This is a genomic window from Streptomyces sp. CA189, from assembly GCF_056428985.1.
This window is the reverse complement of the sequence record NZ_JBWJVM010000035.1, coordinates 33,037-46,530: the sequence shown is the minus strand read 5'-3', so window position 1 is coordinate 46,530 and position 13,494 is coordinate 33,037. Positions and strand designations below refer to the sequence as shown.

Here is a 13,494-nt window from a genome sequence, read left to right as displayed (position 1 = left end):
TCGCCATCGCGGCCGCCTTTTGGACGGGTCCGTACATCGAAGGATGCAGGGCGGCCCCGCGGTATTCGTCATCGGCGACGAGGAATCGGTGCGAACCGGGCGGGAAGCTGGAGGCATCCCCCACACCGCAGGAACGGAGACTCCCGTGCTCGTCACCCTGATCATCGCCTGTGAAGTCGGCTTCTGGGTCCTGCTGGCCGGCGGCCTGGCCCTGCGCTACCTCGCGAAGATGCCGAAGACCGGCGCGGCCGTCCTGCTGTGCGAGCCGCTCCTGGAGCTGGTGCTGCTGGCGGCCACCGCGGCGGACCTCCGCGGCGGCGCGGAGCCGGACTGGAAGCACGGGCTCGCCGCGCTGTACCTCGGCTACACCGTCGCCTACGGGCACTACACCGTGCGCTGGCTCGACGGCCACGCCGCGTACCGGCTGGCCGGAGGGCCGAAGCCGGCCGGCGCCGGTTACGGCGGGGCGCGGGCCCTCCACGAGTGGAAGCTGGTCGCGCGGACCGTCCTCGCGGCGGCCGTCGCGGCCGGCCTGCTGCAGGCCGCGATCTGGTACGTCGGCGGTTCGGGCGACACCACCGTGCTGCGCGGATGGCAGCTCACGTCCCTGCGGGTGGTCGGCATCCACGCCCTGATCGCCCTCACCTACACGGTGTGGCCGAAGCGGGCACCGGTGGCGCAGACCGGCCCGCGCGGCTCCGTGGACGCGCCCTAGTGCTGTGACCGGAAAGGTTTGCCGTGTCACGGCGCCCGGCACGGCACCTCGCCGCGTTGTCGGACCACGACGAGCCACAGCACTAGGTTTCGCATGGACGTCCCGCGCTACGGCAGTCGGCTGGTTCGCGGCCGACTCGGTGGCGCGGGCCGGGCGGTCCCGGGCGGGAACTGATAGGCGGTCACCTGTCACCCTCCCGTCGCTCACCGCAAAGGGGCTGGTCCATGCCGGGCACGCCGACGACTCGACCGGCTGCTCACCGCCTCCCTGGGCGCACTGCTCGCGGTCGCGGTGCAGGCCGCTCCCGCCCGGGCCGCCGTGGGGGACATGACGGAGTATCCGGTCCCGACCCCCGCGAGCTCGCCTGCGGGGATCACGGCGGGACCGGACCGGGCGCTGTGGTCCACCGAGTCCGACGCCAACAAGATCGGACGCATCACGACCGGCGGCACCGTCACCGAGTTCACCGTACCCACCGCGTCGAGCTTCCCCTTCGACATCACACAGGGCCCCGACCGCGCCCTGTGGTTCACCGAGGGTGCGGCCGACAAGATCGGGCGGATCACGACCGGGGGCCAGTTCACGGAGTTCCCCCTGCCCGTGGCGGGCAGCTTTCCCACGGGCATCACACTCGGCGCCGACCGCGCCCTGTGGTTCACCGAGAACGGTACGAACAAGATCGGGCGGATGCGGCTCGACGGAACCGTCACCGAGTACGCCATCCCCACACCGGACAGCTTCCCGTACCACATCGCGGCCGGCCCCGGCGGGATGTGGTTCACCGCTTCCGAGCAGATCGGGCGGATCACCCCGACGGGCACCATCACGCTCTTCCCCCGGCCGAACCCGGGCGGAGGCGCCGACGGCATCACCCGCGGCCCCGACGGGAACATGTGGTACGCCGACCAGTTCGGTGTCATCGGGCGGATCACCCCGACGGGGGAGATCACCGAGTTCCCGGTGCCGGACGGCGCGGAGAAGGTGCCCTTCAACATCGCGACGGGGCCCGACCGGAACGTCTGGTTCACCGAACTCTTCGGCAACGCCATCGGCCGCGTCGAAGCCCTCCCGGGCCGGGGGCACGGCCCGCACGCCGCCGCCCCGCAGCCGGGTCCGCGTCACGAGGGCTCGCGTCACGAGGACGCGCGTCACGAGCGCCCGCGCCACTTGCTGCCCTGCGGTACCGGGACGCCCCCGGGGGCGGCCTCGTTCTGCCGCTGACGACACATCCGGGTCTTGGGGACCGCGGGGACGTTCCGTACCGGTACGTCCCCGCGGTCCCGGCGGGGCGTTCTAGCGGTCGCCGCCCGGGACCCACAGGACGTCGCCGACCTCCTTGTTGGCCGTGCGGGCCAGGATGAAGAGGAGGTCGGAGAGGCGGTTGAGGTACGTGGCCGTCAGCGGGTTCATGACCTCGCCGTGCGCCTCCAGGGCCGCCCACGTGGAGCGCTCGGCGCGCCGGACCACCGTGCAGGCCTGGTGCAGGAGGGCCGCGCCGGGGGTGCCGCCGGGGAGGATGAAGCTGCGGAGCTTCTCCAGCTCGCCGTTGAAGAGGTCGCAGTCGGCCTCCAGCTTGTCCACGTAGAACTGCTCGACGCGCAGCGGCGGGTACTCGGGGTTCTCGACCACCGGGGTGCAGAGGTCGGCGCCCACGTCGAACAGGTCGTTCTGCACCCGGACCAGGACCTTCACGACATCGGCGGGCAGCGAGCCGAGCGCGATCGCCGTCCCGATGGCCGCGTTGGCCTCGTTGGCGTCGGCGTACGCCGAGATCCGCAGATCGGTCTTGGCCGTGCGGCTCATGTCGCCGAGCGCGGTCGTGCCCTTGTCGCCGGTGCGGGTGTAGATGCGCGTGAGGTTCACCATGCCGCAAGCCTAGTGCGGACCAACTGCGGCCCCCCGTCGCACTGCTGGGCCGTCCCGGTGTGATGTCCGTCATCTGAGACGTGACGCGTGTTACTTCGCGGTCACTCCGCCCCTCGTGGACGCTAGTCTCCGCCGGAGAACGAACGAGGCTGTGCCGTATCCGAGGCCGTGTCCTAGGAAAGAACGTGGGGTGTGCAGTGGCTGGGAAGCTCGCCGTCATCGGTGCCGGACTGATGGGTTCCGGAATCGCGCAGGTCTCCGCTCAGGCGGGTTGGGACGTCGTGCTGCGCGATGTGACCGACGCCGCTCTGACGCGCGGTACCGACGGGATCAAGGCCTCGTACGACAGGTTCGTCGCCAAGGGCAAGCTGACGGCCGAGGACGCCGAAGCCGCGCTCGCCCGCATCACCACGACCACCGAGCTGGAAGCGGTCTCCGACGCCGACATCGTCGTCGAGGCCGTCTTCGAGAAGCTCGAGGTCAAGCACGAGATCTTCCGCGCGCTCGACAAGCTCGTGCGCGAGGACGCGATCCTCGCCTCCAACACCTCCGCCATCCCGATCACCAAGATCGCGGCCGTGACGGAGCGCCCGGACCGGGTCGTCGGCGCGCACTTCTTCTCGCCCGTCCCGATGATGCAGCTGTGCGAGCTGGTGCGCGGCTACAAGACGAGCGACGAAACCCTCGCCACCACCCGGGCGTTCGCCGAGTCCGTCGGCAAGACCTGCATCGTCGTCAACCGCGACGTCGCCGGCTTCGTGACGACCCGTCTCATCTCCGCGCTGGTCGTCGAAGCCGCGAAGCTGTACGAATCGGGCGTCGCGTCGGCCGAGGACATCGACATCGCCTGCAAGCTCGGCTTCGGGCACGCGATGGGCCCGCTGGCCACCGCGGACCTCACGGGCGTCGACATCCTGCTGCACGCCACCAGCAACATCTACACGGAATCGCAGGACGAGAAGTTCGCGCCGCCGGAGCTGATGCGCCGCATGGTGGACGCGGGCGACATCGGCCGGAAGAGCGGTCAGGGCTTCTACAAGCACTGAGCGTCAGTTCGAATGCCTGCACCCCACAGGGTGAATTAGGTATCGGTTCGCTCACGGTCGGCAACTTCCCTGCCCCCAAGGCAGTCAGTTGTAGTGAGAGTTGCCGACCACGGACCAGTCGGACCATACGCAATCAGTACCGCGCTGCCGGGAGTACACATGCACATCAGGGGCGACCACGCCGAACTCGCTGTCGGGGGTCGCCTCGACGTGCGCAGCGCGGCGGACGCCCGTACGGTCCTGCACACCGCCCTGGACGACGGTCACGGCGACCTCGTGCTGGACCTCACCGGGCTCGACTCCTGGGACGCGACGGGCCTCGGCGTGATCATGGGCGCCCACCGCCGGGCCGGCCGGACCGGCCGGCGGCTCGTCCTGCGCGGGGTCCCGCCCCAGATGCAGCGGCTGCTCGTGGCCACCCGGCTGCACCGGATCCTCGCGATCGAGGGCGGACTGGAAGCGGAGTCGCTGCCGCGCGCGTGACGCCCCCGGGGCCGTTCACGTGTCGACCAGGCCTGATTCACGGGGCCCGCGCAAACGTAACGGTCCGGTGGTGAAGGCACCCCTGCGGTTCCCGCCCCGCCGGGCACGGTCTAGGGTTCGGGCGGAAACCGGACCAGTAGCGACAGCGGCGTGTGCGAAGGCCGGGCGGGACGACGGCGCACGGCGCGATCGGGGGACTTGGTCATGGACCGCAGCAGCACACAGGGGCAGGCTGATCCGGCGGAGCGGCCGGCGCGCGTGGTGACACTGACCTCCGGGGACCTCACCCTCACCGTGAACCCCGTCGACGGCAGCGAGATCGTCAAGACGCACCGCCCCGGCGGCGAACCCGCCCCCGCCCCCGTCAAGCGCACCGCCGCCGCCCGCGCCTCCCGTGCCGCCGCCGCGCGGCCCCCCGTACCGCCGGGCGCCCCGGCCGGTGCGCGGCCCCTGCTGGGCCGCGAGGAGGAGCGCGAGCGCCTCGTACGCCTCCTCGCGCGCGGCCGCTCCGTACGGCTGACCGGGCCGCCCGGATCCGGGCGCACGGCGCTCCTCGACGCGGTCGCCGAGGCCTGCGCGGACCTCGCGCCCGACGGGGTCGTACGGCTCTGCGGGCACGGACACCAGCAGCCCGGCGAGCTGCTCCAGGCGCTGTACGCCACCGTGTACGAGGCTCCGGCCGAACGCCCCGACCGGGCCGGGCTCCTCGCCCGGGTGGCGGAGATAGGCGCCGTCGTCCTCGTCGACGACCTCGACATGGGCGGCACCGCCCTCGACGAACTGCTGCGGGCCACGCCGGAGTGCGCGTACCTGCTGGCCGCCACCCCCGACACCCGGGCCCCCTCCGACGACTCGCACCTCGAAGAGGTCTTCCTCGGCGGGCTGGCCCGCGCCGACTGCACGGCCCTGCTCGAAGCGGGCACCGGACGGGCGCTGACGGACGAGGAAACCGCCTGGGCCGGAGACCTGACCTTCGCCTCCGAGGGGCTGCCGCTGCGCTTCGTGCAGGCCGCCGCGCTGCTGCGGCAGCGCGACGAGCTCAACCGGACCGGCCTCTTCGACGAGGACGACGAGGACGAGGAGCCCGGCGTCTTCGAGGAGAAGCCGCGCGACACCGTCTTCGTGCCGCTGCCGACGCTGGCCGAGGGCGCCGCCCCGGCGGAGCTGCTCGCCTCGCGGGTCAGCGAGTCGGCGCGGGCCGCGCTACGGATCGCCTGCGCCCTGGGCGGGGAGCTGCCGCACCACGCGCACCTGCCCGCGCTGGTCGGCGACACCCACGCCGACACGGCCGTCTCGGAACTGCTCGACTGCGGGCTGCTGAGCCCCGTCGGGACGCGCTACCGGCTGGCCGCGGGGGTCGTACGACAGCTGGAGGAGACCGGCTACGGGGACACCGCGGCCGAGGAGGCCCGTACGGCCGCCCGGCACTACGCCTGGTGGACCGGGCACACCTCGGTCAGCCCCGAGCATGTCGCGGCGGAGGCCGACGCGGTGCTCTCGGCGCTGGCCGGGGCCGATGTGGTGGCCGCGGTACTGCTGGCCCGGACGGCGGCCCCGGCGTTCGCGGCCTCGCTGCACTGGGAGGCCTGGGAGCGGGTGCTGCGCGCGGGCGCGGAGGCCGCGCGGAAGGCCGGCGAGGTCGCGGAGCAGGCGTACTTCCACCACGAGCTGGGCGTACTGGCCCTGTGCGAGGGCCGGCTCGACCGGGCGCGGGCCGAGCTGGAGGCCTCGATCGGGCTGCGCGGCGCGCTGGCCGACAAGCGGGGGACCGTGGCCGGACGTCGGGCACTGGCCCTGGTCACCGACCGGGAGGCGGCGGAGGTCCAGGTATCGCCGCCGCTGCGACTGGCTCCGCCCGCCGCGGCTGCGGCTGCGGGCGGGGGAGTCGCGAGGCCGGCGGGGCCGGGTCAGCCGGCCGCGGGGGCCTTGGGCGGGGTGCCGGTCGCGGGTGCCCCTGGTGCCCCTGCTGTCCCGTCGGGTCCCGGCGGTCCGGGCCTTCCGCCGGCTCCGGGCGGTGCCGGGACTCCGGCGGCTCCTGGCCTTCCCGGGATTCCTGGGGCTCCCGAGGCTGCTGGTGCTGCCGGGCTTCTTAGCGCTGCCGGGACTCCGCTGCCTCCTGGGGCTGCCGAGGCCCCGCTGTTCCCCGGGATTCCCGGCGGTCCGGGGGCCGTCGGAGCTCCTGGGACTCCGCTTGCTCCCGGTGTTCCTGGGGCTGCCGGGGCTCCTGGGACTCCGCTTGCTCCCGGCGTTCCTGGGGCTGCCGGGGCTCCGCTGCTTCCTGGGGGTCCCCGGGTTCCGGGTGCTGCCGGTGCTGCCGGGACTCTGCCGACTGCCGGTGCTGCCGGGACTCCGCTTGTTCCTGGGGTTCCTGGGGTTCCCGGGGCTCTGCTTGCTCCCGGCGCTCCTGGGCCTGCCGGGGCTCCGTTGCTTCCTGGGGGTCCCCGGGTTCCGGGCGCCCCCGGTGCTGCCGGTGCTGCCGGGAACCCGTCGGCTGCCGGTGCTGCCGGGACTCTGCCGGAGGCCGGTGCTCCCGGTGCTCCCGTCGGCCCGGGGACGCCGTCCGCTCCCGGGGCTCTCACTGCTCCGGTGGTCCCCTCGCCCCCCGTGACTCGGGCGACCCTGTCGAAGGCCCTCGCCGCCCCGGCGTCCGAGCGTGCGGCGACGCGGGCTCAGGACGCCTTCACGACGGTGGTGCCCGCGGTGGCGCCGGCGGGCTCCGTCGCGCCCTCGACCCTGGCCGAGGTGTTCGAGGACGCCTTCCCCCTCAGCCCCGAGCCGGCCCCCGCGCCCAGGGCGCTGCCCGAGCCGAAGCCGAAGGCCGGCCGCAAGCCGCTGCTGCTGGCCGCGGCCGGGGCGGTGACCGTCGTAGTGCTGGGCACGGTGGTCGCACTGGCGATGACCACCGAGGACGAGGCGCCGCCGGCGCAGGCGCCGGCGGTCTCCACGGCCCCGAGCTCGGAGGACGCGCAGTCGCAGCCGAGCACTCCCGATCCGAGCGGAAACGCTCCCTCGCCGGAGCCGGAAGCCTCGTCCCCCACCACGCAGGCGCCGGGCACGACCCCGTCGCCGCGCAAGTCCCCTTCGGCCAAGCCGACGTCGACCCCGCAGACGTCGAGCCCGGCGAACCCGCCTCCGTCGTCGGCGACGAGCTCGGCCCCGTCGGAGAGCACCCCGCCGGCTTCATCGAGCCCCTCCGCGTCCGTCTCCGTGTCGCCGAGCGCCACGCACACGGAGCCGACCGAGAAACCGGAGACCACCACGGGCGGCACGGGCGGCACGGGCGGGACGGAGAACACGGCCCCCTGAGGGCCCGTCCCCCCGCCGCCGGGGCGGCCGGCAGTCGCCGCCGCCCCGCCCCGCCGCCTAGAACAGGCGGAGCTTGTCGTCCTCGATGCCGCGCATCGCGTTGTAGTCGAGGACGACGCAGTCCATGCCGCGGTCGTTCGCCAGGACGCGGGCCTGGGGCTTGATCTCCTGGGCCGCGAAGACGCCCTTGACCGGTGCCAGGTGCGGGTCGCGGTTCAGGAGTTCCAGGTAGCGGGTGAGCTGCTCGACGCCGTCGATCTCGCCGCGGCGCTTGATCTCCACCGCCACCGTCGCGCCGGAGGCGTCCCGGCACAGGATGTCGACCGGCCCGATCGCGGTCATGTACTCGCGGCGGATCAGCGTGTAGCCCTCGCCGAGGGTGTCGATCCGGTCGGCCAGGAGCTCCTGCAGGTGGGCCTCGACCCCGTCCTTGATCAGACCCGGGTCGATCCCCAGTTCGTGCGAAGAGTCGTGGAGGACTTCCTCCATGGTGATGATGAGCTTCTCGCCAGCCTTGTTGACGACGGTCCAGACGCCGGCGTCGTCACCGGTCCCCTCCTTGAGGGTGCACGGCGGCGACATCCAGTTGAGCGGTTTGTACGCTCGGTCGTCCGCGTGGATCGAGACACTGCCGTCGGCCTTCACGAGGATCAGACGGGGTGCCGAGGGCAGATGGGCGGTGAGCCGGCCCGCGTAATCGACGGAGCAGCGGGCAATGACGAGACGCATGGTCGGCAACGCTACTCGACCGACGGGCCTGCACGCGATTCGCCCCCGAAAGCCCCGTTCGAGGATGGCGCGTTGTATGCGCATTCTCCTGGTGCGGTACCCACCGGGCGCCTACCGTGGTGAGCGGGAGGTTGCGACACGTGCACACTGCGTCGCGATCTCCCTCCCTGCCCGTAAGGCTCCGGCAACCCAATCGGCCGGAGTCGCGAGAGGAGAACCCATGTCGCTCGACGTCTCACCGGCCCTACTCGAACAGGCCGAGCGAGGCGAGGTCGACGAAGCCGCTTTCGTCGACTGCGTCCGGACCTCCCTGCCCTACGCATGGGAGATGATCAGCTCGCTGGTGGCCCAGCTCAAGGTGGACGGCGGACAGTTCGCCGACAACCAGACGCCGCCGCCGGACGAGCAGGCGCGTGGCCAGCTGCTGCGCGCCCTCGCGAGTGACGCGATACGGGGTGCGCTGCAGCGCCACTTCGGAGTGCGCCTGGCATTCCAGAACTGCCACCGGGTAGCGGTGTTCCCGCTGGACTCCTCGGTGGACGACCGGCTGGCCAAGTTCACTTCGATCCGTGGTCAGCTGCTCAACCAGTCGCCCGAAATGCGCGACTGTTAGCAGGAAGACCGCACCACCGGCACGACCGCACGACCAGCACCTCCGCACGACCAGCACCTCCGCACCGCCGTACGACCGTATCGCCGCACGACCGGTACCTCGCTGCCGCTCCGGTGCCAACGGAGCGGCAGCCCTGGTCTCAGCCGAGCCGGGGGACCACCTCGGCGCCGAGTCGCCGGAGGTTCTCCTCGGTCGCGGCGAGGTCGCCCGATCCCTCCGTCAGCAGGGCGAACCGCGTGATGCCCGTACGCTCCGACGTGGCCGCCAGCCGGTCTGCCGCCAGTTCGGGCGTGCCCACGGGGTGCAGATCGCACAGCAGCTCGGTGTACGCGACCGGGTCGCGCATCGCCCGCTGCCGTCCGTCCACCGTGACGTGTGCGTCCAGGCCCTGCTTGAGCCAGCCCGGCATCGCCTTCAGCAGCGTTTCCCGGGCGTCGGCAGTCCGGTCCGCCAGCTGGCACACCCCGGCCGACACGTGGCCGGCCTCGGGCGAATGCCCCGCGGCCCGCGCCGTACGCCGCCACAGCTCGACCATGGCGGCCTTGTCCTCGTCCCCGCAGTGCATGCCCAGCAGCATCGGCAGTCCGCGCTCCGCGGCCAGCCGTACCGAGCCGGGAGAGGTGCAGGCGACGATCAGTTCCGGCCCAGTACCGTCCCCGTCCAGCGCCTCCGACGCCCGCGGTACGACGGCCACTTCGCGGAAGCCGTGCCGGCCGCCGGCCTCGGCCCCGGGCGCACCCACGCGCGGCTCGCTCAGCCAGCGGCGCAGCAGGTCCAGGTCCTCCGGGAAGCGGTTCTCGTACGCGTCGAGCCCGCCGCCGAAGACCTCCAGGTCCACCCAGGGACCGCCCCGGCCCACCCCCAGGGTGAACCGCCCCTCCGAGGTCAGGTGCAGCAGGGCCGCCTGCTCGCCCAGGGTCACGGGGTGGGTGCTCGGCAGCACGCTCACCGCCGTGCCCACCCGCAGCCGCCGGGTGCGGCCCAGCATCAGGGCCGCCAGCGTCACCGCGGACGGGCAGACCCCGTACGGGACGAAGTGGTGCTCGGCGAGCCAGACCGAGTCGAGTCCGGCCTCCTCGGCCACCTCGGCGGTCCGCACCGCCCGGTGCAGTGCCTCGCCCTGTCCCTGGCCCGGGAACTGGGCAGCCAGTACAAATGCTCCTACGCGCATCGCCTTTAGCCTCCTCGCGGCTGACGCGGCCTCCCCCAGGCGGACCGTTCTCCTCATTGGCAACAACGTCTGACACGTGCCAAAGGCACGGCCTGACCGGAAAGTTATTGGGATTGTCAGGCCAGTCGCGCCAACCGGCCGCCCAGTACTACGGTCGTCTTCGGCCACCCTGCGGGTACCCGGTCTCGCTGCGCGTAGTCTGGGAGAAAGTCACTGCCGTCCGCCCATCCGTGAGGTATACGTGTCACCGCGCCACAACCGCCCCAGGGGCGGCGAGAATCCAGCCGATCGTTCGGACCAGGGCTCGGGCCCGGGCAGTCTGGACCGGTACGGCCTGGAGCGCACGGAGGAGTACCAGGGCGAGGACTGGAAGGTCCGGCACGTCGCGGGCGCGAGCGCCGCGGGCAAGCGCTACCGCTGCCCCGGCTGCGACCAGGAGATCCCCTCCGGCACCCCGCACCTGGTGGCCTGGCCCGAGTACGGCGGGGTCGACGACCGCCGGCACTGGCACAAGGCCTGCTGGAACGCGAAGGACCGCCGCGCCTCCAAGGTGCAGCGGTCCCGCAACGCTCCCAAGTACTAACCGGCGCCGGCCGGCAGCGGCCTAGACGTCCCGGCGGCCGACCACCACGTACGAGGCGGCGATCGCGGCGCCCGTCACCACCAGGATCAGCGCCATGTGGCTCATGCTGCCCGGGATCACCATCTCGCCGGCCGCCGGGTCGGAGGCGGTGTTGGTCGGCATGCCGAACAGCTCCATCATCGCCACCGGCGCGTTGTACTGGAGCAGAGTCCGGCCGACCGGGGCGACGGCCTCCCAGATGCTGAGCACCGCCCCTATCACCGGCGGCAGCGTGACGACGCCGAGCATCACGGCGATCGCCCCCGCCGAGTGCCGCACCAGCGCCCCGACCGCCAGGGCCAGTACCCCGAGCAGGGTGACGTACAGGCTGCCCACGAGCCCGGAGGCCCACTCGGAAGGCGGGTGCGGCCCGGCGTCGGGGCCGTCGCGCAGGATCGACGCGGCCAGCCCCACCAGGCAGACCGACCCGGCGGTGGTGAGGAACGCGGTGAGGCCGAAGACGAGGTACTTCGCGGTGAGCACCCGGTACCGGTCGGGGGCCGCCGTGAAGGTGGTGCGGACCAGGCCGGTGCCGTACTCGGAGGTGATCGTCAGCACTCCGAGCACCATCACCGCGAGCTGCCCGACCAGCAGTCCGAAGAGGGCGGGGGCGATGAACGGCATCTGCTCGTAGTCCAGGGACCGGGTCTGCACGATGACCGTGCCGCCGATGCCGACGACGAGCAGCACCAGCGAGCCGAGCGTCCACATCGTGGAGCGCACCGAGGTCAGCTTCGTCCACTCCGAGGCCAGCGCGTGCCCCAGGTGCGGCCGGGGGGCCGGCAGCGGCGAGGTGTAGCCCGCCGGGCCCTGGTCCCCGGCGGTCGCGGTCGTCGGGGCGGTCATCGGGTGTCCTCGGGCTTCTGCGCGGGGGTGCGTACGGGGTCGGGGGAGTGCGTGGCTCCGGGGGAGTGCCCGGTCCCGGGCGGGCGCTCGGTCTCGGGGCCGGCGAGCTCACCGGGGCTCCCGGGCATCAGGAACGGCCGGCCGCCGGTCCCGGGCGGCGGGGGCGCGAAGAAGCCCGCCTGCGGGACCTGGAGGGCCTCGGCCGCCTCTTCTTCCTCCCACTTCGGGACGCTCAGCGGTTCGGGCTCCCAGAGCTCTGCGCGCGGGTCCTCGGTGGACGTGTACTCGACGGAGGACTGGGTCATCCGCATGTAGGCCTCCTCCAGCGAGGCCCGGTGCGGCGACAGCTCCCACAGCCGTACGCCGGCCGCGTGCGCGAGGTCGGAGATCTGCGGCAGCTCCAGCCCGGTCACCCGCAGCGCCCCGGCGGGCTCCCGGAGGACCCGGCCGCCCGCCTTGGTGAGGACGGAGCCGAGGGTGTCCCAGCCGCCCGGGTCGGTGTCGGCCGTGCGGACCCGGGCGAATCCGGCCGAATTGTGGGTGATGAAGTCCTGGGTGCCCATGTCGGCGAGCAGCCGGCCCCGGCCGATCACGATCAGGTGGTCGGCGGTCAGCGCCATCTCGCTCATGAGGTGGGAGGAGACGAAGACGGTGCGGCCCTCGGAGGCGAGCCGGCGCATCAGATTGCGGACCCAGAGGATGCCCTCGGGGTCGAGGCCGTTGACCGGCTCGTCGAAGAGCAGCACCTGGGGGTCGCCGAGCAGGGCGGTCGCGATGCCGAGCCGCTGGCCCATGCCGAGCGAGAACCCCTTGGCACGCTGCCGGGCCACGTCCTGCAGTCCCACGACGCCCAGCACCTCGTCCACCCGCTTCTCGGGGATCCCGGAGAGCTGGGCGATCGACAGCAGGTGGGTGCGGGCCCGGCGGCCGCCGTGGACGGCCTTGGCGTCGAGCAGGGCCCCGACGTGCCGCTGGGCGTTCGCGAGCTCGCGGAAGGGCAGGCCGTTGATCGTGACCTGGCCGGCGGTGGGCCGGTCCAGGCCGACGATCATGCGCATGGTGGTGGACTTCCCGGAGCCGTTGGGCCCCAGGAATCCCGTCACGTGACCGGGCTTGACCTGGAAGGAAAGGTCGTCGACAGCGGTCTTCGCGCCGAAGCGCTTGGTCAGGCCGACTGCCTCGATCATCTTTGCTGCCCCTTGCCAGGCCGGGACGACTCTCGCCCGCGTAAGGGTTAAGAGGATATCCAGTCCCTTGCGGTTCCACGTCGTCCCGGACCCTGAGCTACCCCTGAGAACCGACCCGGGGATCCCCCGTAGTACGTCAGGCGTCCCTCTTCTTGAGGACCAGCAGGCCTCCGGCCACCGCGGCGAGTACCCACAGCACCATGATCCCGAAGCCGCCCCACGGGCCGTACGGGGTCTCGAAGGACCCGAGGGCGTCGGGCACGACCTGCATGATCCTCCCCCCGGCAATGCTCGGCAGGTACTGGCCGACCGTACGGGTCGCCTCGAAACCCACGAGGAGGTTCGAGACGATCAGGAAGAACGGGACCAGGACGCTGATGGCAGCGACCGAACTGCGCAGCATGGCCGCCACGCCCATGCAGAAGAGGGCCAGCAGCGCCAGGTACAGGCCGGCGCCGGTCACGGCGCGCAGCACGCCCTCCTCGCCGATCCCGATGCCGAGGTCACCGAGGAGCGCCTGGGTGAGGAAGAACGACACGAAACTGGTCAGCAGCCCCACGACCAGGGCCAGCGCAGTCGCGACTGCCATCTTGCCGAGCAGGAAGTGCTCCCGGCGGGGTACGGCGGCCAGCGAGGTGCGGATCATGCCCGTGCTGTACTCGGTGCTCACGACCAGCACACCAAAGACGATCATGGCCAGCTGCCCAAGCTCCATCGAACTGAGGCTCGTCGCGGTGGGGTCGAAGGCGGCCCGCTGGGCCGCGTCCAGGTCGTTCGGGTCGAACGTGGCGCTGAAGAGCACGGCGAACCCGACGGTGACGAGGAAGACGAGGGCGAGCGTCCAGCTGGTGGAGGCGACCGTGCGGATCTTGGTCCACTCGGACTGGAGGATGGCGGGGAAGGAGGACAT

12 protein-coding genes and 1 pseudogene are annotated in these 13,494 nt (G+C 72.5%); 7 read left to right on the top strand and 6 right to left on the bottom strand.

Features of this window, described 5'->3' with window-relative positions; translation table 11 throughout:
* Positions 1-145: 145 nt before the first annotated feature.
* Together AC061S_RS24620 and AC061S_RS24615 are read left to right on the top strand one after the other, a co-directional pair.
* A complete protein-coding gene (locus AC061S_RS24620) occupies positions 146-715 on the top strand; it encodes a hypothetical protein (RefSeq protein ID WP_478688079.1) in 570 nt (189 codons plus the stop codon).
* Positions 716-1,042: 327 nt separating this feature from the next.
* Positions 1,043-1,936 (top strand): Vgb family protein, encoded by an 894-nt coding sequence (locus AC061S_RS24615; protein WP_478688078.1) that lies wholly within the window; start codon positions 1,043-1,045, stop codon positions 1,934-1,936.
* Between the two features lie 72 nt (positions 1,937-2,008).
* On the opposite strand, the gene AC061S_RS24610 is transcribed toward AC061S_RS24615, so the two are convergent.
* A complete protein-coding gene (locus AC061S_RS24610; RefSeq protein ID WP_389691944.1) occupies positions 2,009-2,581 on the bottom strand; it encodes a cob(I)yrinic acid a,c-diamide adenosyltransferase in 573 nt (190 codons plus the stop codon).
* 197 nt (positions 2,582-2,778) lie between these two features.
* Between AC061S_RS24610 and AC061S_RS24605 the strand changes: the two genes are divergently transcribed.
* The 3 genes and pseudogenes from AC061S_RS24605 to AC061S_RS24595 form a co-directional block, all read left to right on the top strand.
* Positions 2,779-3,627 carry a 3-hydroxyacyl-CoA dehydrogenase family protein gene (locus AC061S_RS24605; protein WP_478688077.1) on the top strand — a complete coding sequence of 283 codons (849 nt, stop codon included), beginning with the start codon at positions 2,779-2,781 and terminating at the stop codon, positions 3,625-3,627.
* A gap of 159 nt (positions 3,628-3,786) precedes the next feature.
* Positions 3,787-4,110, top strand: a complete 324-nt coding sequence (locus AC061S_RS24600; protein WP_243336243.1) for an STAS domain-containing protein — start codon at positions 3,787-3,789, stop codon at positions 4,108-4,110.
* A gap of 204 nt (positions 4,111-4,314) precedes the next feature.
* Positions 4,315-6,141 (top strand): annotated as a pseudogene (locus AC061S_RS24595) (ATP-binding protein); the annotation flags it as partial.
* 1,332 nt (positions 6,142-7,473) lie between these two features.
* Here the strand turns inward: AC061S_RS24595 and nucS are convergent.
* Positions 7,474-8,145, bottom strand: a complete 672-nt coding sequence (nucS, locus tag AC061S_RS24590; protein WP_478688076.1) for an endonuclease NucS — start codon at positions 8,143-8,145, stop codon at positions 7,474-7,476.
* A 220-nt stretch (positions 8,146-8,365) separates the two neighbouring features.
* On the opposite strand from nucS, the gene AC061S_RS24585 reads away from it, so the two are divergent.
* Positions 8,366-8,758: an SCO5389 family protein gene (locus AC061S_RS24585; RefSeq protein ID WP_243336246.1), complete on the top strand. Its 393-nt coding sequence runs from the start codon at positions 8,366-8,368 to the stop codon at positions 8,756-8,758.
* Positions 8,759-8,897: 139 nt separating this feature from the next.
* Here the strand turns inward: AC061S_RS24585 and AC061S_RS24580 are convergent, their stop codons facing one another.
* Positions 8,898-9,929, bottom strand: coding sequence for an LLM class flavin-dependent oxidoreductase (locus AC061S_RS24580; RefSeq protein ID WP_478688075.1), 1,032 nt, complete (start codon positions 9,927-9,929; stop codon positions 8,898-8,900).
* A 241-nt stretch (positions 9,930-10,170) separates the two neighbouring features.
* Between AC061S_RS24580 and AC061S_RS24575 the strand changes: the two genes are divergently transcribed.
* Positions 10,171-10,512, top strand: coding sequence for an ATP/GTP-binding protein (locus AC061S_RS24575; protein WP_478688074.1), 342 nt, complete (start codon positions 10,171-10,173; stop codon positions 10,510-10,512).
* Between the two features lie 21 nt (positions 10,513-10,533).
* Here the strand turns inward: AC061S_RS24575 and AC061S_RS24570 are convergent, their stop codons facing one another.
* From AC061S_RS24570 to AC061S_RS24560, 3 genes are all read right to left on the bottom strand, one after another.
* Positions 10,534-11,397, bottom strand: a complete 864-nt coding sequence (locus AC061S_RS24570; RefSeq protein ID WP_478688073.1) for an ABC transporter permease — start codon at positions 11,395-11,397, stop codon at positions 10,534-10,536.
* The gene (locus AC061S_RS24565; RefSeq protein ID WP_478688072.1) at positions 11,394-12,584 is read right to left on the bottom strand and encodes an ABC transporter ATP-binding protein; all 1,191 of its coding nucleotides are present in this window, start codon (positions 12,582-12,584) and stop codon (positions 11,394-11,396) included. The genes AC061S_RS24570 and AC061S_RS24565 overlap by 4 nt, the downstream gene beginning before the upstream one ends.
* A gap of 136 nt (positions 12,585-12,720) precedes the next feature.
* Positions 12,721-13,494 (bottom strand): ABC transporter permease, encoded by a 774-nt coding sequence (locus AC061S_RS24560; RefSeq protein WP_478688071.1) that lies wholly within the window; start codon positions 13,492-13,494, stop codon positions 12,721-12,723.